The sequence below is a fragment of the Niabella hirudinis genome, from assembly GCF_051201075.1.
GTDB lineage: Bacteria > Bacteroidota > Bacteroidia > Chitinophagales > Chitinophagaceae > Niabella > Niabella hirudinis.
In genome coordinates this window covers 157,222-183,924 of record NZ_JBPEHJ010000004.1, presented here as the reverse complement: position 1 = coordinate 183,924, position 26,703 = coordinate 157,222, and the positions used below count along the sequence as shown (strand labels likewise).

At 47.1% G+C, this 26,703-nt stretch carries 14 protein-coding genes; 13 read left to right on the top strand and 1 reads right to left on the bottom strand.

Going from position 1 to position 26,703, the window contains the following annotated elements; translation table 11 throughout:
* Window positions 1-3: 3 nt before the first annotated feature.
* On the bottom strand, window positions 4-3,147 hold the full coding sequence (locus tag GGU45_RS09700) for a ligand-binding sensor domain-containing protein (RefSeq protein WP_435224201.1): 3,144 nt from the start codon (window positions 3,145-3,147) through the stop codon (window positions 4-6).
* Between the two features lie 461 nt (window positions 3,148-3,608).
* On the opposite strand from GGU45_RS09700, the gene GGU45_RS09695 reads away from it, so the two are divergent.
* From GGU45_RS09695 to GGU45_RS09635, 13 genes are all read left to right on the top strand, one after another.
* Window positions 3,609-6,725 carry a SusC/RagA family TonB-linked outer membrane protein gene (locus tag GGU45_RS09695; RefSeq protein WP_435224199.1) on the top strand — a complete coding sequence of 1,039 codons (3,117 nt, stop codon included), beginning with the start codon at window positions 3,609-3,611 and terminating at the stop codon, window positions 6,723-6,725.
* Between the two features lie 13 nt (window positions 6,726-6,738).
* Window positions 6,739-8,628, top strand: coding sequence for a RagB/SusD family nutrient uptake outer membrane protein (locus tag GGU45_RS09690; protein ID WP_435224197.1), 1,890 nt, complete (start codon window positions 6,739-6,741; stop codon window positions 8,626-8,628).
* 21 nt (window positions 8,629-8,649) lie between these two features.
* A complete protein-coding gene (locus GGU45_RS09685) occupies window positions 8,650-9,363 on the top strand; it encodes a DUF3823 domain-containing protein (protein WP_435224196.1) in 714 nt (237 codons plus the stop codon).
* A gap of 121 nt (window positions 9,364-9,484) precedes the next feature.
* Complete coding sequence (locus GGU45_RS09680) at window positions 9,485-11,545, top strand: beta-L-arabinofuranosidase domain-containing protein (RefSeq protein ID WP_435224194.1); 2,061 nt, start codon at window positions 9,485-9,487, stop codon at window positions 11,543-11,545.
* A gap of 63 nt (window positions 11,546-11,608) precedes the next feature.
* Entirely contained in the window at window positions 11,609-12,778 is a 1,170-nt protein-coding gene (locus tag GGU45_RS09675; RefSeq protein ID WP_435224192.1) for a glycoside hydrolase 5 family protein, read from the top strand.
* A 170-nt stretch (window positions 12,779-12,948) separates the two neighbouring features.
* Window positions 12,949-13,902, top strand: coding sequence for a glycoside hydrolase family 43 protein (locus GGU45_RS09670; RefSeq protein WP_435224191.1), 954 nt, complete (start codon window positions 12,949-12,951; stop codon window positions 13,900-13,902).
* A complete protein-coding gene (locus tag GGU45_RS09665; RefSeq protein ID WP_435224189.1) occupies window positions 13,899-14,948 on the top strand; it encodes a glycoside hydrolase family 43 protein in 1,050 nt (349 codons plus the stop codon). Before GGU45_RS09670 ends, GGU45_RS09665 begins: the two co-directional genes overlap by 4 nt.
* 1 nt (window position 14,949) lies before the next feature.
* A complete protein-coding gene (locus GGU45_RS09660) occupies window positions 14,950-16,989 on the top strand; it encodes a family 43 glycosylhydrolase (protein WP_435224188.1) in 2,040 nt (679 codons plus the stop codon).
* 52 nt (window positions 16,990-17,041) lie between these two features.
* On the top strand, window positions 17,042-19,066 hold the full coding sequence (locus GGU45_RS09655) for a beta-L-arabinofuranosidase domain-containing protein (protein ID WP_435224186.1): 2,025 nt from the start codon (window positions 17,042-17,044) through the stop codon (window positions 19,064-19,066).
* Window positions 19,067-19,122: 56 nt separating this feature from the next.
* Window positions 19,123-20,316 (top strand): aldose epimerase family protein, encoded by a 1,194-nt coding sequence (locus GGU45_RS09650; protein ID WP_435224184.1) that lies wholly within the window; start codon window positions 19,123-19,125, stop codon window positions 20,314-20,316.
* Between the two features lie 119 nt (window positions 20,317-20,435).
* Window positions 20,436-21,482 (top strand): Rpn family recombination-promoting nuclease/putative transposase, encoded by a 1,047-nt coding sequence (locus GGU45_RS09645; protein ID WP_435224182.1) that lies wholly within the window; start codon window positions 20,436-20,438, stop codon window positions 21,480-21,482.
* Window positions 21,483-22,081: 599 nt separating this feature from the next.
* The gene (locus GGU45_RS09640) at window positions 22,082-25,060 is read left to right on the top strand and encodes a SusC/RagA family TonB-linked outer membrane protein (protein WP_435224181.1); all 2,979 of its coding nucleotides are present in this window, start codon (window positions 22,082-22,084) and stop codon (window positions 25,058-25,060) included.
* Window positions 25,061-25,080: 20 nt separating this feature from the next.
* A complete protein-coding gene (locus GGU45_RS09635) occupies window positions 25,081-26,697 on the top strand; it encodes a RagB/SusD family nutrient uptake outer membrane protein (protein ID WP_435224179.1) in 1,617 nt (538 codons plus the stop codon).
* Window positions 26,698-26,703: the final 6 nt, after the last annotated feature.

Sequence of the window (26,703 nt, the reverse complement as noted above, 5' to 3'; positions counted from 1 at the left end):
TTATCAGGGTATTTCCAGGTGCAGCGGGAAGATCAGTTCAAAGCGAATACGTTCTTCATCGTTTAATAAACAGATGGTTCCCTGGTGCAATTCTGTAAGCGACCGGGCAAGGTAAAGGCCGATGCCGGTTCCTGTAACGGATTCCGTTAACTTCGAACGGAAGAACAGCTCAAAGATCTTTTGCCGGTCTGCCAGGGGAATGGGATCGCCATCGTTGCTGATGATAATTTTAAAATGATCCTGATCCGGTTTGCTGAGTTCTGTAAAAACCTCTTTCTTCCCGTATTTCAATGCATTGTTGAGCAGGTTGCTAATGATCTTTATAAAGGCATCCCGGTCTACAAATGCATCAAAAGACACCGGAGGAACGGTTATCCGGAAATCAAGGTTCCTGTTCTCGGCGGTTGGTTGAAAACTGCTCCAGGTATCGGTTAGTAATTGTGGAATACTTGTTTTTGTAAAGTTCAGGGACAGTTGCTTTTCTTCCATCTTCCGGAAGTCGAGGAGCTGGTTGGTCAGTTCCAGCAGCCGCTCGGTGTTCTTGTTCATGCTCCGCAGGTATTTATCTGTTTGCGGTGTTTGTTCAACCAGTTTTGTAATCTTTTCCAGGGGGGCTTTTATTAATGTAAGCGGGGTCCGGATCTCATGTGCCACTTTTGTAAAGAAATCGATCTTGGCATCGATCAGCTCTTTTTCTTTTTGTACGGCATAGAGCTGCATCTTCCGTTTCTGTTTGTCTGCCTGGTTCCTCCGGTATGTTTTCACCACAAGAAAACCGGCAGTGGCCAGCAGCAGCACATATAAAAAATAGGCAAGCGGGGTTTTCCAGGCGGGCGGATTTATGGTGACCCGGATCCGTTGCTCATTATACTGCCACCGGCCGCTGCTGTTGGTAGAGCGCACTTTAAAAACGTATTCACCATGCGGAAGGTTGGTGAAATAAACGCTCCTGTTTGTTTTGATATGGTTCCAGTCCTGATCGAGCCCCTCCAGTTTGTAGGCGTACTCCACATTATCAGGCGCGGTAAAATTGAGGGCCGCAAAATCAATATTGAAGGTGGATTGATTGTAAGGAAGGGTAATGTGGCGTGTGATGAGTACAGATTGTTTCAGCGGCCCGTTTTGCGGCGATATTGGTAGCGGTGTATTGAATACAGAGAAATTAGTGATATAAAGCGGGGGAATATAGTTGTCTGCCTTTAACTGCGCCGGGTTAAAACTGATCATGCCCTTTACGCTGCCATAATAGATATTATCATCTTTGCCGCGGTACAATGAGGAATAATTGAACTGGTCTCCCAGCAGGCCGCTTGTTTTGGTAAATGTGCGCTGGATATTGCCCTGCTGGTCCAGCAGCACCAATCCCTTGGAGGTAGTGATCCAGTGGCGCTGCAAATGGTCTTCGGTTATGGTGTAGATAAGATTGCTTGGGAGCCCTGTTTCTGTTGTATAGATCTTGAGCTTTTTGGCAGGCAGATCGAGTTTGTATAAGCCATCCTCTGTTGCGACCCAGAGCTCTTTTCCTGGGGCCTCATGGAGGAAGGTGATCCGGTTCTGCGAAAGCCGGTCTTTATGCTGTTGCAGTATCTGCAGCCTTCCGGCAATATGCTTACGGGGGTTGTAATAATGTAGCCCATCCTGGAAGGTGCCTGCCCAAATGGTTCCGTCCGAGGCTTCAAGAATGCATGCGTAAAAGCTGTTTTTTGGGAAAAAGGGGAGTGCCTTAAAATTGCTGGTCTCCGGGTTGTAGATATAGATCCCGTTGGAAGTGCCCAGCCATATACGTTGGTCGGAACTTTTGTAAATGCTGTGAATGAAATTACTTTTCAGGTCGTATGGGCCCGGCCCTGCATTAAAATGCCGGATCACCTTTTCGCTGCGGAGGTCCATAATATCCAGCCCGTGTTCAAATGTTCCGATCCATAAAGAATCACCGTTGCAAAGAAGCCCGTGGATATTAGTATTGGCAATGCCGGAAGGAGTCCCGTCCGGACGGAAGTTTTTAAACAGACCTGTTTGCAGATCCAATCGGTTTAAACCGGCATCTTCTGTCCCGATCCAGAGGTGGCCGGCATTGTCGGCAACGATCTCCCGGATGGCGTTACCTTGTATGGAATGATCGTCCTTGCCTGAAAAGTATTTTTCAAATGGAGGGTTTTCATTGGAATAATAGTTCAGTCCTCCAAAATAGCTTCCGATCCATATTCCGCCCTCCCGGTCCCTGCAAAGGGAGTAGATGGCGTTGTCGCTGATAGCATAGGGGTTCTGGTAGTTTTTTTTGATATTGGTGAACTGACCATTTTCGTCGTTGTAAATGTAAATTCCGCTTTCTGTAGCGATCCAGAACTCGTTGGCTTTCGTTTTGACAAAATCTCTTGCAAAGATCTCTGTTTTGTCATTATTGTAGGTCAGCAGGTCTTCATAACTGCGTTCGTTAATATTGAACTTTTTTATTCCCTGGTTGGAGGTACCGATCAGGAAATAACCTTTCCCTGTGTCATAGATCCGCTCGATCCAGTGAGAAACGGCATGCTTTGAATGGGAGAAGACGGAATAGAACCGGAACAGCCCCTTTTCCTGGTCATAGTTGGCAAGGTCTCCGTTCATATTCCCGATCCATAGCTGGTTGTTGGCCGATATAGTAAGGGCAGAGCATGACTGAAGTCCCTGCTGGGTAAAACGGGTCACCCGGAGGGTACGGCTGTTCCATTGATACAGTTGAAACCCGATGATCATCCAGATGTTCCCCTCACTATCCTCAGCAATATCCCGCACCTGTTTTGCCGGGGTCGTCTTTAGGAATGAGAACCGCTCGGTTGTGGGATCAAACAGGTACATGCCCCTTTCCGTGCCTACCCACAGTACCTGGTTCCTGCCTTCGTGTACTTTCCAGATGGAATTGTTGCCCAGTTGCAGGTAGCTGTCCGGTTTTAGTTTGAAAACTTTAAAATTATAACCGTCAAACCGGTTTAGTCCGTCTTTGGTGCCTATCCAGATAAACCCTTTCCTGTCCTGTATTACGGAGGAAACGGTGTTATTGGACAATCCGTTTTCGGTCTGGAAATGCTTAAAGTAATACCCCTCCGAATAGCACGGGAAATGAATGGCCGATACAAACAGGAAGAACAGGAAGAAATAAGACCTCAATCAAAAATTTTGTCAAACTTACATAAAATCCCGGCGGGGAATTTGAAAATTTGAGAATGTGAGAATTTCTGATTTCTGATTTCTGATTTCTGATTTCTGATTTCTGATTTCTGATTTCTGATTTCTGATTTCTGATTTCTGATTTCTGATTTCTGATGTGAACTTACTAAGGTACGAAAGATCCTGTTAGTACCGAACCTCAAACGTCAAACAAAAAACCGAAGACTCCGTCAATATCCGGATCTCATTTGCACATTTTCATATCTTCAAATTTTCAAATTGATACGAAGATCCCGTTAATAGTCCAACTTTAAACCTGGAACTAAATGGCTCCGGCCAGTTATCCCCGTGAGACAAATTGATGAAAGTTTGAAACAAATTTCGTTTGATGGACAGGCGGGCAGATTTATTTTCACGGCTGTAACGTTGCTTGGTTTTTTTACCATCTAAATCAAAGCTGTATGAAATTAAAGATCCTTGTATTTCTTGTACTTATTTCAGCGGGTTTGTCGGCCCAGACTTTAATTTCCGGGAAGGTAACAGATGAGAAAGGTGCACCGCTGGCCGGTGCCAGTGTTACCCTGCAGGGAACTACCACAGCTGCTGCCACCGATGAGCAGGGCATGTACAAGATCACCGCTCCTCCTAACGGAACCCTGCTATTTACATCGGTCGGTTATGGCGATCAGCAGGTGCCTGTAAATAACCAGCAAACCATTAATGTGTCGCTTACGGTAACAACCTCGGATCTGGGTGAGATCGTGGTAGTGGGTTATGGGTCCAAGAAAAAAGCGGATATTACCAGTGCTATAGCGTCGGTGAGTGCAGATGATATTGCCCGCGTGCGGGGCGGGTCTACCGTTGGAACGGCTCTTGCGGGCAAGATGGCAGGCGTATCCTTCCGGATGCCCGACGGACGGCCGGGTGCCAGCGCCAACATCCAGATACGCGGAATGGGCGCACCCCTCTTTATTATTGATGACATCCAGCAGGATGCCGGCCAGTTCAACAACCTGGCGCAGGATGATATTGAGAGTATCACCGTTTTAAAGGATGCAGCTGCCTCTATTTATGGCAGCCGCGCGGCAAATGGCGTGGTACTGGTAAAGACCAAGAAGGGACGTACCGGCCAGAAAAGTGTGGTAAATGTAGGAGGTTATTACGGATGGCAGAACTGGTCACGTTTTCCGCATACGACCAATGCCTATGAGTGGATGGTAGGGAAGGCAGATGCAGAAATGACCTTTTACGGCAAAACGGATATTACCCAGGCGGAGCTGGATAAATGGAAGGCAGGTACCGAATACGGATACTGGAATGAAGACTGGAGAAAGCTGATCATTGCAAAAAATGCGCCCCAGTATTCCTTTAACGTAAATGCGACCGGCGGCAGCGAAAAAGTGAATTATTATGTATCGGTTACACACCTCGATCAAAAGGGCGTATATGGTACGGACAGGGAGTTTGATTTTAACCGTACCAATATTCAAAGCAATATTGACGCGCGGATATCTGAGCGGTTGAAAGTAGGACTTCAGATCAACGGGCGCATCGAAACGCGGGATCAGCCAGGGGTGCCGGGGGTAGATGATTACTGGGCTGCGCGATTTGCATTATTCCGGAACCGTCCTATGGAGCTGGCTTATGCCAATAACAATAAATTATACCCCAACGATATCGGTCATAATACCGAAAACTGGGCTGTACAATCGAAGGCTTTAACCGGGTACTGGAGATCTGATTGGCGGGTCTTGCAAAGCAATTTTAATGCGGAGTACCAGGTGCCCGGTATTAAAGGTCTTACGGCAAGCGGAAAGTATTCCTATTACCTCGCAGATAATGTTACAAACGGGCATGAGTACACCTATGATGTATATACCTATCACCCTGATACGGATAGTTATGAAAAAAAGGTGGGGAGCTCAAACCCTTACCGGGAGCGGATTCTGGAGAAAGTGTTTAATAATGTTTTTCAGGTGCAGCTGGACTATTCCCGCTCCTTCGGCGATCATAATATAGCTGCTTTATTTCTGAATGAGCGGATCGAGCGGAAGCATTTAAGAACGTTTCAGCATGCGGTACCCAAGGTAAACGGCCTGCCCATTATGTTCTGGAATGATATGGACGGGCAGAACTTTGCCGATATCCAGGAAGAGGAAGCCCGGGTTGGGTATGTCTTAAAACTGAACTACAACTATGCCTCCCGGTATTACCTGGAGTTTGCCGGAAGAAGAGATGCTTCCTGGAAATTTGCGCCGGATCGCCGGGTTGGTTACTTCCCTTCTGTAAGTGCTGCGTGGCGGCTTACCCAGGAACGTTTTTTTCAGAACCTGATCGGTGAGCGCTCCATATTAAACGAGCTGAAGATCCGTGGGTCCTATGGGATCCTGGGAGATGATAATATCGGGATCGGCCCGTTCGACTATTTAGTGGGGTACCAGTATAATACGGGTGTTGCCATCCTGGATGGGGTACCCATTACAACGTCTACACTGCGGAACTCAGGAATTAAGGTAGACAATGTGTCCTGGTTCGAAAGCCGGATCACAGATCTTGGCGTGGATCTTGAGTTTTTTGATCATAAGCTGCAGGCTTCTGCCGATTATTTCTATCGTAAAAGGACCGGACTGCTCGGAACCAAATATGATATCCTGCTCCCCAGCGAGATCGGTTACGGGTTGCCGCGCGAGAATGTGAACAGCGACGCCCGTTTTGGTGCCGAAGGGTCTGTAAAGTACTCAAATAAAAACGGGAAGCTGGGCTACACTGTAGGTGGAAATATTTCTATCTCCCGCGCCAAATTCCTGGAGTCTTATAAACCCATCTTCTTTAACTCCTGGGATCAGTACCGGAGCTCTGCCGAGAACCGGTATTCCGATATTTTCTGGGGTTATGAAGTTACAGGCCAGTTCCGCTCATTTGAAGAAATCAATAACTATCCTGTAAATATAGACGGGGAAGGCAACCGCACATTGCGTCCGGGTTCCTTTATCTACAGGGACCAGAACGGTGACGGGTTGATCAATGGCTTTGATGAGCGTCCTATAGGGTATACCACACAGGGGCAGCCCAATATTCAATACGGGTTACAGATCGGGCTTAACTACCGGAACTTTAACTTCAATATCGATTTCTCCGGCGGAGCACTCTATTCCTGGAATCAGAACTGGGAAATGCGCTGGCCTTATCAGAATACGGGAGCGCTTCGTTCCGAGATTTATAATGACCGCTGGCACCGGGAAGATATTTTTGATCTGAACAGTGCATGGATCCCTGGAAAGTATCCGGCTATCAGCTTCAATGAAAGCTGGCGGAGTGACTATAATAAAAACTCCACCTTCTGGTTGCACAATATCAAATACCTGCGTGCAAGGACCATTGAACTGGGCTACAGTCTTCCGCAACGGCTTATAAAAAGGCTTAAAATTAACGGGGCCCGGTTCTATATCAATGGGTACAACCTGTTTTCAATCGACAATATAAAGAAGCTGGAAACAGATCCTGAAATTGCAGACGACAACGGTCTTCAGTATCCCCAGAATAAGTTTGTAAACATTGGTTTTAATCTATCACTGTAAATCCTGAAGTATAATGAAACACATTACTATATATCTGTTATTGTTTGCTGTTGTATTGGCTGCGGGCTGCAGGAAAGACTCGGATTTTTTAGACCGGAAGCCTACAGATGTGGTCGCTCCGGAAGAGGTTTGGAAAGATAAGAACCTGGTACTATCCGTATTGGCGGGCTTTTATGACCGCTTTCCGGATTACCAGCGTATTGACCGTTGGTGGGAATACTCCAATTTTGATGAAGCATTTCCTTCGGCTGCCGGTGATTACTGGCGTATCCAGAGTACGGATTGGGCCTATGACTGGTGGTCTTCCTGGGATTATGGATTTATCCGGGATCTGAATATGTTTATCCAGGCCGGCAACACGGCTACAGAGCTGGAAGCAAAGGATAAGGACCGTTTCCTGGCCGAGGCACGGTTTATAAGAGCGTCTGTATATTTTGACCTGGTGAAAAAGATGGGCGGGGTCCCCCTGATACTGGAGCCGATGGATTATGATTTTAGCGGTGACCCGGCCTATTTAAGGCACCCCCGAGCTAAGGAAAGTGAAGTGTATGATTTTGTATTGAGCGAGCTGGAAGCCATAAAAGACCAGTTACCGGAAGGCGGAACGCAAACGAGGGCTACCTGGGGCGCAGCACTGGCCACAGAGGCCCGGGCTGCGTTGTATGCCGGATCAATAGCTAAATATGGTACCACTACTCCGGAGGTCTCATTGCCGGGTGGAGAAGTGGGCATTCCGCAGGGGAAAGCGAAGGATTATTATGAAAAGGCTTTGGCCGCTGCTAAAGCGATCATTGAATCCAAAACCTATTCGCTGTATCAAAAGAAAGACGACCTTTCTGAGAATTTTGCCTCCCTCTTTACCGATAAGGCAAGTAACCCGGAAGTGATCTTTGCCCGGGACTATCTGATAAAAGCCGGCAAAACACATGGGTATACCTTAAATAATCAACCCCGCACTTCTGCAGAAGAACAGCAGGGCGGAAGGCTGAACCCCTCACTGAACCTGGCCGAGGAGTTTGAATTGCTCAATAATACTTTTGCTCCTTTTAAAACAAATGAAGCTGCCGGTGGATTTGCTTTTTACAATAATGTGGGCGATATCTTTGCCGGCCGTGATGCCCGGCTTCGGGGTACCATTATTATTCCCGGCGACCAGTTCAAGGGGATTACGGTAGACATCTGGGCAGGCTGGCAGCTCGTGAACGGATCGGTGATCACCGGCGATCAGTTTGGACAAATAAAGGATAAAGTATTGCCCGGCGACCCCAAAGCGGTTCAGGTTGTTGGAAAAGACGGGCCCATTGATGCCCTGGAGTTTGGAGCGCAGACCGGCTTTTTTGTACGCAAGTATATGGATCCGAATATAGGATCGGGGCGTATCGGTACCCAAAGTGATGTTTGGTGGATCCGTTACCGGTATGCAGAGGTCCTGCTGAATGCAGCCGAGGCGGCATTTGAATTAGAAGATAAAGATGCGGCGGCAGGATATTTGAACGAAGTCAGAAAAAGGGCGGGATTGGTAACACCATTGACTGCGGCCAATATTACTTTTGACCGCATCGTACATGAAAGAAGGGTGGAGCTTGCCTTCGAAGATCATATTTTATGGGACCGGAAAAGATGGCGCATCGCGCATAAGACCTGGAACGGGGGCGCACTGGATGCCTCCACCGTAACACAGGATTTAGGAAGTGCCACCAAGATCAATACCATGGTCTTTGGCTTGTGGCCCTATAAGTATTACGATCCTTCCGGGCCTAATAATGGGAAGTATATTTTCAAAGTGGTGAAACCCAGCAGGGTTTCGAAGGCACATAATTTCAGAATGGGTAATTACTATTCGCTGATCAATGCCACCATTACATCCAACAACCCATTAATAATAAAACAACCCAATCAGTAAAACTCTAAAACCGTATTTCAGATGAACTACATAAAATTCTATAGCCGCTTATGGATGCTCTGTCTGACCCTGGTGATAGCTTCCTGTTCAAAAGATAACTATACGCCGCCCTCCTCGGCTTTCACCGGCAGGATCGTGTACCAGGGAGCACCGCTGGGTACAGAGGATGGGCAGGTATACTTTGAATTATGGCAGCCGGGTTTTGGAAAAAGCGGTTCCATTAATGTAGCGGTAGCGCAGGATGGCAGTTTTTCAGCAATGTTATTTAATGGCAGTTATAAGCTGGTGCTGCCGGGCGGCCAGGGGGCTTTTATAGGAAAGCGCCTTTCCAATAGTATGCCGGATACACTGCAGCTGGATATCAGCGGCAACAAATCGATGGATCTTGAAGTGACTCCCTATTATATGATAAGGAATCAACAGATCACCGCCTCCGGGAAAACAATAACGGCAAAGTGCGCACTCGAAAAGATCCTGACTAATGCCGATGCAAAAAATATAGAACGGGTTTCGCTGTACATCAATAAGACACAATTTGTGGCAGCCAGTGATACCCGTAAGATCGCGAACGCAGACCTGGGCGGAGTCAGTATTACCGATATAAGTAATATTCAGTTGTCGGTAGCCATCCCGGATATTGTGCCCACCCAAAACTATGTGTTTGCCCGTATTGGCGTAAAGATTGCCGGTGTGGAAGACATGCTGTACGGAGCCTTGCAAAAAGTGACCTTTTAACGCTCCGTGTTTTTTACTATGAAGGATGCAACAGTTATCTTTTTGTGTTTTTTGTTTTGCTGCTCCTTAGCGTTAGAAACCGGATATTTGTAAAAGATCATTCTGAAGATAAATTGAAAGTATGACTGGCATTAAAAAAGGCTGGGTAACAGGGTTCCTGTTCATTACACTAACAGGATTTGCACAGCAAAAGACCGCTGCTGACATCGTATCCAATGTGGACCGGCCGGATAACACGGCAACCAATAACTTTTATGCAGACAGCAGGAAGCCATTGCAGCCGTTGCATTTTATAAAATTGCCCGTTGGGGCGGTGAAGCCCGATGGTTGGCTGCTGAAGTACCTGGAGCTGCAGCGTGACGGCCTTACGGGGCAATTGGGAGCGATCAGTGCCTGGCTGGCAAAAAAAAATAATGCCTGGTTAAGCCCGGATGGAAAGGGGGATCATGGCTGGGAGGAAGTGCCTTATTGGTTAAAGGGATACGGGAACCTGGGATATATACTGGATGACCCCAAAATAATAGCCGAAACAAAAACCTGGATCAATGCGGTTTTAGCCAGTCAGCGTGACGATGGATATTTTGGGCCGATGATCCTAAAGAAAGGGAAACCCGACCTTTGGGGAAATATGATCATGCTCTGGTGTTTGCAATCGTACTATGAATATTCCCGTGATAAAAGGGTGCTGCCCTTTATGGAACGCTACTTTAAATGGGAGTACCAGTTACCGGACAGCCTGTTTCTGAAAGACTACTGGGAGAACAGCCGGGGAGGCGACAATCTTTTGAGCGTATACTGGTTGTACAACCGCACACGTAATAATGAATGGCTGCTGGAACTGGCAAAGAAAATAGACCGGAATACGGCCGATTGGCGACAAAAAGATAACCTTCCCAACTGGCATAATGTAAATATTGCCCAGTCTTTCAGGGAGCCGGCTACCTGGTTTCTTCAAACCGGCAACCGGTCCGATCTGGAAGCTACCTATAACGATTTTCACCTGGTAAGGGCCCGGTTTGGGAATGTACCGGGTGGTATGTTTGGAGCAGATGAAAATGCACGTGCAGGGTACACAGATCCCCGGCAGGGTGTGGAAACCTGCGGTATGGTAGAACAAATGGCCTCCGATGAGATCCTGATGGGAATTACCGGTGATCCGCTTTGGGCAGATAATGCCGAAGACGTTGCTTTTAACACCTATCCTGCAGCTGTAATGCCCGATTTTAAAGCGCTGCGGTATATTACCAGCCCTAATATGTCGATCAGCGACAGCAAGAACCATCATCCGGGTATTGACAACAGGGGGCCGTTCCTGATGATGAACCCTTTCAGCTCCCGGTGCTGCCAGCACAATCATGCACAGGGCTGGCCCTATTATGCGGAGCACCTGTTTATGGCTACGCCGGACAAGGGACTTGCAGCATTGCTGTATGCAGAGGCTGTGGTGAGTGCCCGGGTAGGCAATGGCAGCCTTGTACAGGTGAAAAGCACGGGAAAATATCCCTTTGATGAAAAAATGAATTTTGTAATAACAACCCGGTCTGCAAACAGGTTCCCTCTTTATTTACGGGTACCGGGCTGGTGTACCGATGCGGCAGTTTTGATCAATGGTAAAAAGTCGGCACAACGTTTTAAACCCGGCTCCTATATCCGGATCGAACGAACATGGAAAACCGGCGATAAGATCGAATTGAACCTGCCAATGGAGATAAAAGTACGCGAATGGGTAAAGAATAAGAACAGCATCAGTGTTGATAGGGGGCCGTTAACGTATTCCCTAAAAATCAAAGAACAGTATATAAAGGCCGACAGTAAGGCTTCGGCCATTGGCGACTCCAGGTGGCAGGAATCGGCCGATCCGGAAAAATGGCCTTCGTATGAAATTGTGCCTTCGTCAGACTGGAACTATGGACTAATGTATAATAAGGGCAACAAGGGGTCGCTTTTCAGTATTACAAAAAAGGAATGGCCCGGCGACAATTTCCCTTTTACGCCGGAACAGGTTCCGATCGTTTTACACGCCAGGGCTAAAAAGATACCCGGCTGGAAGATAGACGGCAATGGACTTACGGGAGTATTGCCCCAAAGCCCGGTAACAGCAGGAGGGGAGGAAGAAACTGTGGAACTGATACCGATGGGCGCGGCCCGTTTACGTATTTCGGCTTTTCCTGTTGTGGATTAAATCTATTGCTTTTAATACAGGGTCAATAACTAAAAAACATTAACTCAAAACAATCATCAAATTATGAATCGGGTATTTGGAAAATTAAAATTTATGAGTATGGCCGCTGTGGCGGGCATGCTTCTTTTGGCCTCCTGCGCCTCACAGGAACAAACGGATGAAGCCGAAGCCGGACCGGATGCTTCCCGGGAAATCTGGACGGTGCAGCAGGCCAATAACTGGTATGCCTCCCAGCCCTGGTATGTTGGTGCAGATTTTTTGCCCAGCACGGCGATTAACCAGCTGGAGATGTGGCAGGCGGAAACTTTTGATACAGCAACGATCGATAAAGAACTGGCTATGGCGGAGTCGATCGGTATGAACGTAATGCGGGTTTACCTGCATGACCTGGTATTTAAAAATGACGAGCAGGGCTTTTATGACCGGATCAATAAATTCCTGGAGATCGCTGACCGGCATAAAATAAAAATATTGTTCACCATTTTTGATTCCTGCTGGGACCCCTTTCCAAAAGCCGGCAAGCAACGGGATCCCAAACCGTTTGTGCACAACTCCGGCTGGGTACAAAGCCCGGGACAGGAGGTGTTAAAGGACTCAACACAGTATCCGGAACTGGAACGGTATGTAAAGACTCTGGTGGGCAAATTTGCCAATGATCAGCGGATTATAGCCTGGGACGTGTGGAATGAGCCGGATAATATGACCGGGGCATCTTATGAAAAAGTAGAGATCCCTAATAAGGTAGACCTGGTACTGCCCCTGCTTAAAAAAACGTTTGAATGGGCCCGGAGTGCCAATCCTTCGCAGCCACTAACCTCTGGTGTATGGGCCGGCAACTGGGAGGCCGACAGTACACTGAAACCGATCGAACGCCTGCAGCTCGAGGAGTCCGATATTATATCCTTCCATTGTTATGACGACTCACTGACGCTAAAGAAAAAGATCCAACAGCTTCGGCGCTACAACAGGCCGCTCTGGTGCACCGAGTATATGGCAAGGCCTAATAAAAGCACCTTCCAAAGCTCGCTGCCGGTAGCAAAAGAAAACAAAGTGGCGATGATCAACTGGGGCTTTGTAGATGGAAAATCGCAAACGATTTATCCCTGGGACAGCTGGACAAAAACATATACGAGCGAGCCGCCACTTTGGTTCCATGATATCTTCAGGAAGGACGGTACACCGTACAAACAGGAGGAGGTGGATTTTATAAAATCAATGACGGGGAAAAAATAGCTGCCCGCTCATTGATATTATTGCAATAGATGCCGAAATAATCCCGATCGCCATCGGGACGGCATGAAAAAACAGCGACTTTTGATACAGCGTTTTCCTTTGGAAACAAGCGCCGCTGTGCCGGATATCCTTTTTTTAAACATTGCCGGCAGAACAAAAGAAAAAGATATATGTACCGAATTTTTTTAACGACCCTTATTGTTTTACTGTGTTGCTCATCACCGCTAAGCGCACAAACGGAAGACGGACAAAATCCGCTGATGGCAGACCCCACTATCTTTTTTCATAATGGGGTGTATTATTTGTATGGCACCAATGGCAGGGGTGCGGATAACGGCTTTATTGCTTACACATCCACAGACCTCCGGTCATGGAAGGCGGCCGGGAAAGTACTGACCCCTGGAGATGCATTTGGGACCAAAGGCTTTTGGGCTCCCCAGGTTTTTACGTATAAAGGCAGATTTTATATGGCTTATACGGCAAATGAACATATTGCCATTGCTGTTGCCGATAACCCGCTGGGGCCGTTCAAACAGGAAAAACAGGTGCCTTTAGAGGGGCCCGTGCGGATGATCGATCCTTTTGTGTTTTTTGATAAAGGGAAGATTTATCTCTATCACGTGCGCCTCCGGGAGGGCAACCGGATCTATGTAGCCGAAATGAACGAGGCACTTACAGCCATTAGAGAAACCACGGCAAGGGAATGCCTGCATGCAGCGCCGGGCTGGGAAAATACGGCAAATGCCCCATGGGGTGTTACAGAAGGCCCTACCGTTTTTAAAAGAGGAGACCTGTATTATATGCTGTACTCGGCCAATGATTTTCGCAATCCTGACTATGCTATCGGCATTGCTGCCAGTACATCGCCTTTGGGACCGTGGAGGAAGGAGCCAATCAATCCGGTGATTTCAAGGGCCTCTGTTGGAGCGAATGGCCCTGGGCATGGGGATCTTTTTAGAGATAAACAAGGCCGCTGGATGTATGTGCTGCATACGCATTTTTCCGGCACCCGGGTGGCTCCCCGCAAAACGGCTGTTATACAATTGTTATTTCCCAAAAAGAAGGGCGACCCCATCATAAAAGCAGATCCCAAAACTTTCAGATTTTTAAACCACATACAATGACCCGATTTTTTTCTATTCTTTTTATTGCTGCATTGATAACGGCATGTTCCGGCTCAAAAAACGCCACTGCATTGCACACATTTACCAACCCACTGCTTCCATCCGGAGCAGACCCATATAGTTTTTATAAGGACGGGTATTATTATTATACTCATACCACGCAAAACAGGCTGGTATTGTGGAAGACCAGGAACCTTTCGGACCTGAAGGATGCAGAACAGAAAACCATCTGGACGCCCCCGCGCAATACCATGTATTCAAAAGAACTGTGGGCTCCGGAGATCCTGTTTTTAAGAGGGAAATGGTATATGTATTTTGCGGCGGATAATGGCAATAATCATAACCACCGGATGTATGTACTCGAAAACAGTGCGGCCGATCCGATGCAGGGCGATTGGGTGTTTAAAGGAAAGGTAGCAGCCCCTTCTGATAAGTGGGCGATCGATGGAGATGTATTTGAGTATAAAGGACAATTGTATATGATCTGGTCCGGATGGGCAGGCGATGCCAACGGGCAGCAGAATATTTATATTGCAAAAATGAGCAACCCCTGGACGATTGAAGGAGAGCGGGTACTGATCTCGGAACCGGAATTCAAGTGGGAAAAATATGGGTATCTCAAAGGCGAAACACCGGATCATGTATATGTAAATGAAGGTCCGCAATTCCTGATCCGTAATAACCGTATTTTTATCATATACTCTGCCAGCGGCTGCTGGACGGAAAATTATACCCTGGGAATGCTGTCTCTTAAAAAGAACAGTGATCTGCTGAACCGTGCTAACTGGCTAAAAAGCCCGGAGCCCGTATTTAAAGCAGCCCCGGAAAATGGGGTATATGCAGCCGGACATAATTCGTTCTTTAAATCGCCGGACGGGAAGGAGGACTGGATTCTTTATCATGCCAATCCCCAGCCGGGGCAGGGTTGTGGCGGGCACCGTTCGCCCCGGGCGCAGCGGTTTACCTGGCGCAGGGATGGAACCCCGGATTTCGGCCGTCCCCTTCCAACGACCGAATCACTGCAGGAGCCTTCCCAAAAGAAGTAAAATGAAAAAACTACTTTGCTGTTTGATCCTGCCGGCAGCTTTGCAATTAAAAGCACAGCAGCCCGCGATCAGTACTGATTTTCCGGATCCAACGGTGATCACTGCTGAGGGGAAATACTATGCCTATGCAACCAATTCGGGGCCGGCCGGCAAGTTTATGAACGTGCAGGTTGCTATGTCTGTTAATTTGAAGGATTGGCGTATTATCGGAGATGCATTGCCGGATAAACCGGTTTGGGGATACCGGGATTTTTGGGCTCCTCATGTGCTGTACGAGGAGCAGTTAAAAAAATATGTACTTTTTTATTCTGCGGAAACAGTGGATACTTCAGCTGGCAAAGCCATTGGTGTGGCTTTTGCCGACCGGCCCGAAGGTCCCTTCCGGGACTCCGGAAAACCGCTGATTGTAAGACCGGGCTTTGAAGCCATTGACCCGATGGTGATCCGGGACCCCCGGTCGGGGAAATACTACATGGTATGGGGGTCTGGTTTTCAGCCCCTGCAGATCCGGGAAATGGATCCCTCAATGACAGCATTTGCAAAAGGGGCAAAAATATATGCCGTTTTGCCGGCCGGGGCAGATAAGGACTATGGCCGGCTGGTGGAAGGTGCATGGATCGATTACCGGAACGGTTACTATTATCTTTATTATTCCGGTGATAATTGCTGTGGCGTGGGTGCACACTATGCGGTAATGGTGGCCCGTGCAAAAAAGATTACCGGTCCGTATATCCGCAGGGGAACCGTGGCGGCCAATAAAAGCAGTGTAATTCTTGAAAGTGATGCAATGATGGTTGCGCCCGGGCATAATTCTATTGTCAGAGACCGGGGCGGAAAAACCTGGATCGCCTATCATGCCATTCCGCAGGCGGCATACGATAAAAAAAGATATGGCCGTGTAATGTACCTGAATCGCATTGAATATAAGAACGGGTGGCCTGTAGTAATAAAGGAAATGCCGCCGGCAATAGCTGTTCGTTGGACAGACAGTGTGACCATCAGCGCGGGCTACCGGAAAACGGCTGAGGGTGAAACGTTGCCGGTATATGGTGCACAGTATCCCAGGCTGCTAAGGCTTTCAACAGGAAAATGGCTGGCTGGCTATACGGTACTGCGCAACAGGGGGTATAGAAAAGATGCTCATGGCGGGCTGGAGCTGGAAATTTCGGAAAGTTCCGATAATGGCAGAAGCTGGAAACGGATCAGCACCATTGCAGACCCCGGACGGGATCTCGACAATGCACAGCTGGTACAATTGCCCGGCGGGGATGTATTGCTGGCAGGTCGTTCGGTGCGCTGGCAGGAATCGTACCGGCTACCGGTTTATAAAAGCACCGATGGGGGAAAAAGCTGGCAGCTCCTGAGCGTCATCGATGCCAATGAGGGCGCACCGGGTACTTTGGGTACACCGGATAAAGGAATGTATGAACCTCATTTTTATTTTTTAAACGATGGGCGGCTGGCGGTAATGTATGCCAGCGAAAAACATGTAACGGAATCGCCCTCTTACAGCCAGATCATTGCGCAGCGCATTTCGCCCGATGCGGGGAAGACCTGGGGCACGGAGATCTGGGTAGCCCACACACCCGGAAACCCGCTGTCGAGGCCGGGAATGCCGGTAGTGGACCGCATGCGGAACGGGAGTTATATAGTGGTTTACGAGGTTTGCGGACCAGAGGATTGTGGTATCTATTATAAAACCAGTGCCAACGGCATTAACTGGGAGAAAGGGCTCGGTACCTTTATACCCGGTCATAAAGGAGCCCCTTATGTGCTGGCGCTTTCTAATGGCAACCTGCTGTTATCATCCAACAGGGGCACGGTTTCTGTAAGCAGGGATTTTGGCGCTACCTGGAAGAAACAGGAAATGCCCTGGAAGCACAGTGCGCCTTTTGAAGCCGACTGGCATCAGACTATCTGGCAAAGTATATACCCGTTTGGAAACGATACGATCGGGATCGTAACTTCAAGAAAAAGAGAGACGGGAGGGCATGCGATAGAGATCCGGTTTGGAAAGATCGAAAATGCCCGTGATTTTTAAACCGGCAACAGTGCTGGTTTATTGTATATTTGACACTTATTAATGATTGCGTATGCGTTTGCCTTTTTATTATGGGATCTGCTCCCTGTTTTTAGCCGCCGGGGCGCTGGCACAGGCAAAGCCCGCTGCGCCGGGTCATTATACGCCAAGGGTATTCAATACTTTTGATATTGGGGCTGTAAAGCCAGAGGGATGGCTGCTGGATCAGCTTCAGACGGTTGCTGCGAATTCCACAGGCCACCTGGATGAAACACACGGCAAAATCAAAAATGACAATGGCTGGCTGGGGGGCAACGGAGATGGCTGGGAAGAAACGCCTTACTGGCTGGATGGGGCGGTGCCGGTTGCCTATCTTTTAAATGATCCGCAGCTGAAAACAAAAGTGCTGCGGTATATCAACTGGACCCTGGACCACCAGCGGCCCTCGGGGTATTTTGGTCCTTTGACCCGGTATGAAAAAGAAACGGGGAATACCATCACCGTTGCAACGGCGGAAAAGGGGGAAGACTGGTGGCCCAAAATGGTAATGCTTAAAGTACTGCAGCAGTACTACAGTGCTACCAAAGATCAACGGGTTATCCCGTTTATGCTGCGTTATTTCCGTTATCAGGAAGCGGTATTGCCAAAGGTCCCGCTTTCGAAGTGGACGGAATGGGCTGTTTCGAGAGGTTCCGAGAATATGCTGGTGGTACAGTGGCTCTATGGGATTACCAAAGAACCGTTTTTACTGCGGCTTGCCGCTACTATCCGCAATCAGTCCCTGCCCTGGAGTAACCTGCTGGGAGGGCGCGACTGGGTAATGCAGGCCGCTGCGTTTCAAAATAACAAAGCCTGGATGACGCGCCATGGAGTGAACGTGGGAATGGCGATTAAAGAGCCGGCGCTTAACTACGAGCGCACTTCGGATAAAAAATATATCGACATATTGAATAGGGGCTGGCGCGATGTTATGGTATTGCACGGGTTGCCCAACGGAATTTTTTCAGCGGATGAAGATCTGCATGGGAACCTGCCCACCCAGGGTACGGAGCTGTGCGCTATAGTGGAAACCATGTTCTCGATGGAAGAAGCGCTTTCTATTACAGGAGACCTTCGGTTTGCCGATGCCCTGGAGCGTATGACCTTTAATGCATTTCCCCCGCAGACAACGGCCGATTTTAATTATAAACAGTATTTCCAGATCGCCAATCAGGTAGATGTGAACCGGGGTGTATATGATTTTTCATTGCCGTTCGACCGCCAGATGAACAATGTGTTTGGTGCGCGCAGCGGCTATAGTTGCTGCCTGGCCAATATGCACCAGGGCTGGCCCAAGTTTGTCCGGAACCTTTGGCACCGCGCCGGTGATAAGAGCATTGCGGCTCTTGTATATGCTCCAAGCAGGCTCACAACCCGGATCGGATCTGTGCCGGTAACGATCATCGAAAAAACAGATTACCCGTTTGGCGATGAGATCCTGTTTGAAATAGCTGCCGGAGCGGCTGTTGATTTTTCCTTTTTACTCAGGATCCCGGGTTGGTGCAGGAAACCGGAATTGCGCGTGAACGGTATTGTTCAGGGCGCGGAACCACAACAGGGATTGATCGCACTGAAAAGGACCTGGAAGCAGGGGGACCTGGTCCGGCTCCGGCTGCCGATGGAGGTTCAGGTCTCTAACTGGGGCCGCAACTCAAGAACCGTGGAAAGAGGTCCCCTGGTTTATGCCTTGAAACTGAAAGAACAGGTAACCGGGGGTACAGAGCCTGCCGAGGGCGCCTATGAAACCCTTTCAACAGATGATGCGTGGAATTATGGACTCCTGAAACAGATCGTGGATAATCCCGGCAGCTTAAAGGTTACGGAGCATTCATTAAAAGCGGGCTTCAAATGGACCCAGGATTTTGCTCCGGTTGCTATTACAGCCCCGGGGAAACGGATACCTGCCTGGAAATCCGAGACAGGAAAGGTAGCTGATCAGCCCGTATCGGATCGGGAGGGGATCTATAAAGGCCGCGTAGAGCCCGGGCCCCGGTCGCTTACGCTGATCCCCTACGGATTCACCCGTTTAAGAATTGTGGCTTTCCCGGTGGTTCCCTAAAGATGATAATCGTTAATTTTAAAACCTGAAATAATCAAATCAATAAAAAGATCAACATGAATCAAACTCTAAAGATGGCAGCACTGGTGGTTTTGGCAGCGGGAGCAGTCGCCTGCACTAACCCGGAAAATAAAGCAGAGACGCAAAATACATCTGATTCCACCGGGGTAGCCGGTACTGATAGTACAGGGGCCCTGAACCCTGCGAATTTTGAGGCAACGATCGACGGCAAGAAGACCGGGTTGTATACTTTAAAGAACAATGATGGGATGCGCGTGGCTATTACCAGCTACGGCGGCCGTATTGTGGGGCTTTGGGTTCCCGACAAATCCGGCAAGTCTACAGACGTGGTTATCGGTTTAAATAGTGTAGACGGTTATCAGAACGCAACGGAGGCCTACCTGGGCGCAACCATCGGACGTTATGGCAACCGGATAGCAAAGGCCCGCTTTAAGCTGGACGGCAAAGAATATACACTGGCTGCAAATAACGGACCTAACAACCTGCATGGGGGCAAAAAGGGATTCCAGTATGTAGTATGGGATGCGGCACAGCCCAATGACAGTACCCTTGAGCTGAGCTATGTCAGCCCGGATATGGAAGAAGGTTTTCCGGGTGAACTGAAAGTAAAAGTTACTTACAGCCTTACTTCAGATAATGCCATAAAAATGGAGTACCAGGCAACAACCAATAAGAACACGATTGTAAACCTGACTAACCATGCTTATTTTAACCTGAATGGTGAGGGCAGCGGCGACATCCTACAGCAAACTGCTCAAATTTATGCCGATAAATATACACCAGTGGATTCCACGCTGATCCCAACCGGTAAGCTGGACCCTGTTGCCGGAACACCCTTCGATTTTACGAAGCCGGTTGCGATCGGTGCCCGCATCGGGGAAGATGATACGCAGCTGAAATATGGAAGGGGCTATGATCATAACTATGTCCTGAATGGTACAAAAGGCGATTATGGTTTAACGCATGCTGCTACCTTCACCGGTGATCAATCGGGAATCGTAATGGATATTTATACTCAGGAGCCGGGATTACAGTTTTACAGCGGCAATTTCAATGAAGGAAAAAATACTCTGAAATCCGGTGCAAAGGATATTCATCGCGGAGCCTTTTGTGCGGAAACACAGCACTTCCCCGATTCGCCCAACCAGCCGGCTTTCCCAAGCGTGGAATTAAAACCCGGTGCAACATATCATACCGTTTCTTATTATAAATTTTCGGTAAAGAAATAAGTACATCATCTAACAAAATAAGGGGTATCCTGATGAGGGGTACTCCCTTTTTAATTTGAAAATAGAGGATTACTGCTGACGTGTCAGGGATACATTCAATAAAAATTGTATCTTTAAGCATGGCTACTATGAAAAATACGGGTGTACCTCCGATAGGCCGGTACATTGACCCGCTAACCGATTTTGGTTTTAAAAGAATCTTTGGTTCCGAACCCAGTAAAGACCTGCTGATTTCCTTTTTGAATGCCTTGTTCAAAGGTCGGAAGACTATTTGCGACCTGGTATACAATCCCCAGGAAAGGCATGGCCCGGCAAAGCATTACCGCAAAGCGGTTTTTGATATCACCTGCACGGGCGCTAATGGCGAAACGTTTATCATTGAGATTCAGCGCGCCGATCAGAAGTTTTTTAAAGACCGCGCACTTTTTTATACCGCCAGTCAATTGCACGAGCAGGGCATAAAAGGGAACAAGCATTGGGATTTTGAATTGAAAGAAGTGTATTTTATAGGGATTGTAGATTTTAACTTTGACGGATCATTATCTGGCCAATGGATTTGCCAGGTACAGCTAACTGAAGCCTCAACAGGCCGCGTGTTTTATGATAAACTGGAATTCATATTCCTGGAGTTGCCCAATTTTAAGCTTGGCGCAGCAGCGTTAAAAACTGATTTGGAACGATGGTTGTATCTCTTGCGGAATATGGGAAAAATGAAAGAAATTCCATTAACTTTACGGGAAGAAACATTTCAGCAGGTGTTTGAAATAGCAGAGGTAGCTAACTTAAAAAAGGAGGAATATATGTTATACCAGAAAGACGTTTTAGACCGGTGGACGGAGTATGCTGTATTAAAAACTGCCAAGGAGAAAGCCATATCGGAAGGCATGGCCATCGGCATTGCGAAGGGCATCGCCAAGGGCATTGCGAAAGGTACAGCAGAAGGAATGGAAAAAGGCATGCAAGAAGGAATGGAAAAAGGTATGGAGAAAGGTATGGAGAAAGGCATGGAGAAAGGAATAGAGAAAGGCGCGGAACAAAAGAGTTATGAAGTTGTCGAAAATCTTATCCTTAAGCATGGTTTTACGGATGTTCAGGCTGCAGAAACGACTGGCGTACCGGTTGTCTTTGTAAAAAAATTGCGCATGAAACTGAGGGCAAACAAATAAGATATTCGGAAATTAAAAATAGAGAAGCTGTTCCATTGTGGCAACAGCTTTTTTTGTGCCTATGAGTTATATAAGCTCCCATATTTGAACCTGCCATTTTCTGAGTCCCAATATTTGGATTTACGCAATTTTTTGCTGTTTTTTGACAGGATAATTGCGGTATGTTTCTATTTATTACGAATACATAAAGTCTTTCCGCTGAAAAAGAAATAAATCAAAATCCATTAAAATGTAGCTTAATGTTTTGTTTGTTTAATTATTTATAAAAGCTTTTTAGTTTTTAGTGTTTTTTTTATTGAAGATATTGGCGGGTACAAGCCTATTTTACTTAAATATTAAGGATTTATTAATTATATTTTAACAAAAAAAATTTTGTAAAAAAATTTAAATAAGTTTTGATTTAACCATATTAGTCTTATATATTTGAACTTGATTAACAAGAAATAAACATTTTTTAACGTTTTTAAGATTTTGGGATTCATGATTTTTGGAAACGAGCTGTTTATTTGAAGATAACGATTGTAGTATTGCTGTATCAGAGCAACTATAGAAAAGCATATTGAAAATAGAATTCTTTCAGATTTGATTAACTGTTTATTATGCAATTGAAAAAGCGGTTTATGCATTGCAGGTGGCAATTGATTGTCTTTTTGCTGGTGGGGATCTCTCTTCACAGTAAGGCGCAGGTTGATTCTCTTTCGGATGATGAAAAGCGGGACTCAATACAGAAAGTGGCCGCCAGTCAGCAATTTAACAATGAATTAAAACGTTCTAATCACCCCGGGTTGAGCGATACGTCTTCTGTATTGACCCTGGTGCATTTAGACGGAGTAAAAAAGGCGCCGTTTATCAGTGTGCAGCAATACCTCAAAGGGAGGGCTGCCGGCTTATATGTGAATGAAGAAAGCGGGGAGCCGGGAGCCGACCAGTTTATGTTTATAAGAGGGCTGAACATGCCTGTATTTAATAAACAGGACCTGATTGCACAACAACCGGCCATCTTTGTAAACGGGGTACCCCTGGTACAGGAAAACGCATTAACTTATAATATTCAACGGTATGATTTTAACCGGATTGGTTCCGGCACCAACTTTTTATCAACGATTGATGTGAACAATATTGAAAAGGTTGAAGTGTTGAAAACACCTTCTGACCTGGCAGTATTGGGGCCTATGGCAACCAATGGCGCCATTTGGATTACCACCAAGAGCGCCCAGTCGGGGTTCCGCAAAATTAATGTAGACTCCTATTTTGGAGTGCTGCAGCGCCCCTCCGTTTATAGTATTAACAGCCAGTATGAAAATGAATTCAGGGAACGGTACTACCAGAAATATGCCACGCTGGACCAGATTCAGAACCGGCCCTTATATGTAGCCAACACACTGGATCCCAATTTTTACGGACCTTCTGACTGGACTGATGTTTATTACAAAGCTAAACCGGTTCACTATATCGGAGTAGGGTTACTGGGTGGTATGGAGCGGGCCAACTTTATGTTCAATATCAGCAAAACGAAAGACCATAGTTTTGATGCCACTGCTCTTAACCGGTACAATATTGTTTTTGGCATTAATATGCTGCCGGCAAAGTGGCTGACGATAACCGGTAATGTAAATGCCACCCGGATAGACAGGGATCGTAACCGCAGCCTCAGAGATCGTTTTGCCGAAACAAGATTTGTGCCCGATCTTGCCAATCCTTTAGCGCCCAATGCGGATGCCTATAAAAGTTTCCTGAAAAAATATACCGGCTCGGTAGATGATAATATCAACAACTCCTTTTTCGGTTCGTTTGGCGCACGTGCAAAATTTAATGATCTGGAGCTGAATACCCGGCTGGCTGTTGATTATGAAGAATCATTGAGGGATGTGTTTTATGGAAAGGCCCTGATGGATAACAATAACTTCGGTTCTGTTTATACCGGGTTTAACCAGCGGTTTACGGTAATGAACAATATTAAATATAACCTGCCGCTCAACAACACCGATCACAGGATCCGGCTGGAGGCGGGGCAGAACTATATTTCTGATTTTGTTAAGTATGACTATGTAGTGGCCTACAATACACCCAACGATTTTATTAAGATTAAGGAAACCTATCTGAGCGATGGTATGTTCCTCAACCGCAACGATATTTTCGGATACCCTTTTACAGATAAATCAAAAGCCAACCTTTCCTCCCTGTATGGCCGGATCGGCTATTCCTTTCAAAAGCTGCTGGACCTGGATTTTGTGGGCCGCTATGACGGGTACTCCAATTTTTCGGCATACTCCCGCTGGTTGTTTACCCCGGTTGCCAGCGCCCGCTTCAATGTGCACGAACTGCTAAAATCATCTACGTTGAGCCGGCTTGTACTCAAAGGATCATGGGGCCAGTTTGGCAACCTGCTTGCAGACAACCGGTTTAAAATAGGCCCGCAATACCGGGTAGACCTGGGCTATTCTGATGAGCCTACACTGGGTAGTTACGCCGGCCTGGCAGGAATTTCGCAGCCTTATTCTTTTGGGTGGGTAAATGAATATTACAATTGGCCGTTTAGCGTACGTACCAATATCGGCACAGAAATCGGCCTGTATCAGGATCGTATTGTACTGGGGCTGGATTATTATAATAATAAAAACAAGAACCTGCTGGTACCCACAAGCATGCCCGCAGAAAGTGGTTTCTCTTATAAGTACGTACAGGGAATGACGGTGCAGAACAGCGGGCTGGACCTCACATTCAATGCCGAGGTGGTGAAAAACAGCAATAATTTTAGCTGGAACCTCTTTGGTAATTTCAGCTGGAATAAAAATAAACTCGTACAACTGCCTTACGGACTTACCTCAATGGTGTATGGCAATAAGAAAATTGAAGTAGGAAAGCCGGTGGATGCCTATTGGGTATATGAGAATAAAGGAATTATTAATACCGAAAATGATATACCGAGAGGCAAACTGAATCTGAGCGGGGGCTATGACCCGCTTACATTTAGCGGACTGATCAATTTTTCGCCGGGTGATGCCCTATGGGCCGATAATAACAATGATGGTACTATTGATGATAATGACAAAGTGCTGAAGGGGAATGCGCTGCCGGTATACACGGGTGGACTGGGAAGCAGCTTTGCTTATAAAAGGTTTACGCTCGATTTTCAGCTGTATATGGCATTTGGACAAAAACTGCTAAACCGGTTATCCTCTGCCAAGCTTGATTTTGTGAACAATGAAAACTCAAGGGATATCAGTTATATAAAGGAAATTACCTTTTGGCAAAAAACCTTCGACTATAACGATTATCCCCTTTATAACCCCTGGAGCAGCACCACTCCTTACCGGGTAGATCAGGATCTGTTCCTGGAGAATGCGGGGTACCTGAAACTGCGCAGCCTGACACTCGGTTATGATGTAAGCAAATTGCCAGTATTGAAAACTGCGCAGTTTAACAGGGCGCTGTTCTATGTAACCGCCTCCAATTTATTTACCCTTACTTCTTTTTCGGGCGGAGATCCGGAGCAGGTGGATTATATGGGATATTATAACGGCAGGAGCCTGCCCATTCCCAAATCATTGATTTTTGGATTAAAACTGAATTTTTAAATAATAAGATTCGTTAAGCTATGTCTGTTAAATATTTGAAACAAACCCTTTTCTTGTTGTCGGGTATTATTTTACTGGTAACAACGGGGTGCAATAAAAAGCTGGATACTGCTGTTGCATCGGCGGAGTCTGCTACAAAAATGTGGCAGTCCTATGATGATGCCCGCAATGGTTTGGTGGCGCTGTACGGGCTGTCGCGCGCGGCGTTGGCCGAAAACAACAGTCACTGGATGTATGGCGACCTGAGAAGGGGCGACTTTGTGGCTACCTCCAGCGGCAACTACCTGGATGCGATTATTAAAAACGAATTGAATAAAAGCTTTACGCAAATTAAACAACTCACCAACTGGCGCCGTTTTTATGCGGCTATTGATGCCTGTAACACGTTTATCGAAAATGCGGAGCGATGCAAGGTGGATCTTCGCTATTCTGATATGAACTGTAAAGTAGACATCGCCCAGGCGCATATGCTGCGTTCCTTTTTGTATTTCTATATTGTGCGCATCTGGGGTGATGTACCCCTGATTACTACCGCCTCCAAAAATGGCGAAACCAACCAGGTAGCCCGTACACCGCAGGACCAGGTAATGGATTTTTGTATTGATGAATTAAAGCAATACAAGGATAGCCTTCCTACAGAGTATGGCGGCGATGATAAATCCAAGCTGAACTATGACGGGCTCTATTACGGGCAGGCCTGGAGCAGCTGGGGAAATGCATTCTGGGGCTATTACCAGTCTCTTGGGTTGCTGGCCCACATGTATGCCTGGGTAGGAGACTATCGTTCGGTGCTGGCCGTAACAACGGAGATTAATGCCAATGCATCGGCCGCGCGCACGGGGATGATCAGTTATAATAATTCGAGGGCCTACCTGGCGGGAAGAAATAGCTTGTTTTACAGCAACGGTATCAAAGGCAGTCTTTGCTACCAGATGATTGCCTTTCCTTACAATATGAACAACCGGGAATCGGGGCCCAGTGGAGTAGGCCATATCGAATCCCTTACGCTTGCAAGCCCCTATGTGGTACGCTCCAAACCGGATCTGTATGTTCCCCGCGATACAATCGCCCGCTGGTTTCATTATGTGGGTGATGTGCGCCACCCCTTCCAGCCGGAATTTGGCAACTACGAAGACATTTATTTTTCGAACTACTACGGCAATATTCCCATTTTTGCCAAATTCAAAAATATAGCAACGGGATCCAGCAATTTCCCCATTTATGGTTCTGCTATTCCTATTTTTCGCTGGGAAGATAATGTGCTGCTAATGGCCGAAGCCAATTATGTACTGGGTGATATGCGAACGGCCTTTAACCTCCTGAATAGTGTTCGGCAACCCCGTAATTCCCCCGGCTTTTTTTACGGAACGGCAAGTCAAACCCGCCCGGGGTTTACGTTGCAGCCTACGGAAGCCAGTATGGAAGGAGGTATTCTGTACAATATTTTCCGCGAGCGAAGGGTAGAACTTGCCGGGGAAGGCAGCTGGTGGTACGACCAGGTGCGCTATAACCGCCTGGCGCGAAACAACCCCGACTTTAACAAGTTGCTGGATGAAGGAGGCATTTACTGGCCCATCGACCAGGAAATCATCAGCAAAAATCCATTGATTGAACAAAATTCTTATTGGAAACGGTAATTGGAA

Excerpts from the sequence above, each read along its gene's own strand:
- GGU45_RS09680 (WP_435224194.1), top strand. The coding sequence starts at position 9,485 with ATGACTGGCATTAAAAAAGGCTGGGTAACAGGGTTCCTGTTCATTACA.
- GGU45_RS09695 (WP_435224199.1), top strand. The coding sequence starts at position 3,609 with ATGAAATTAAAGATCCTTGTATTTCTTGTACTTATTTCAGCGGGTTTG.
- GGU45_RS09670 (WP_435224191.1), top strand. The coding sequence starts at position 12,949 with ATGTACCGAATTTTTTTAACGACCCTTATTGTTTTACTGTGTTGCTCA.
- GGU45_RS09645 (WP_435224182.1), top strand. The coding sequence starts at position 20,436 with ATGGCTACTATGAAAAATACGGGTGTACCTCCGATAGGCCGGTACATT.
- GGU45_RS09640 (WP_435224181.1), top strand. The coding sequence starts at position 22,082 with ATGCAATTGAAAAAGCGGTTTATGCATTGCAGGTGGCAATTGATTGTC.
- GGU45_RS09690 (WP_435224197.1), top strand. The coding sequence starts at position 6,739 with ATGAAACACATTACTATATATCTGTTATTGTTTGCTGTTGTATTGGCT.
- GGU45_RS09650 (WP_435224184.1), top strand. The coding sequence starts at position 19,123 with ATGAATCAAACTCTAAAGATGGCAGCACTGGTGGTTTTGGCAGCGGGA.
- GGU45_RS09655 (WP_435224186.1), top strand. The coding sequence starts at position 17,042 with ATGCGTTTGCCTTTTTATTATGGGATCTGCTCCCTGTTTTTAGCCGCC.
- GGU45_RS09660 (WP_435224188.1), top strand. The coding sequence starts at position 14,950 with ATGAAAAAACTACTTTGCTGTTTGATCCTGCCGGCAGCTTTGCAATTA.
- GGU45_RS09685 (WP_435224196.1), top strand. The coding sequence starts at position 8,650 with ATGAACTACATAAAATTCTATAGCCGCTTATGGATGCTCTGTCTGACC.
- GGU45_RS09635 (WP_435224179.1), top strand. The coding sequence starts at position 25,081 with ATGTCTGTTAAATATTTGAAACAAACCCTTTTCTTGTTGTCGGGTATT.
- GGU45_RS09675 (WP_435224192.1), top strand. The coding sequence starts at position 11,609 with ATGAATCGGGTATTTGGAAAATTAAAATTTATGAGTATGGCCGCTGTG.
- GGU45_RS09665 (WP_435224189.1), top strand. The coding sequence starts at position 13,899 with ATGACCCGATTTTTTTCTATTCTTTTTATTGCTGCATTGATAACGGCA.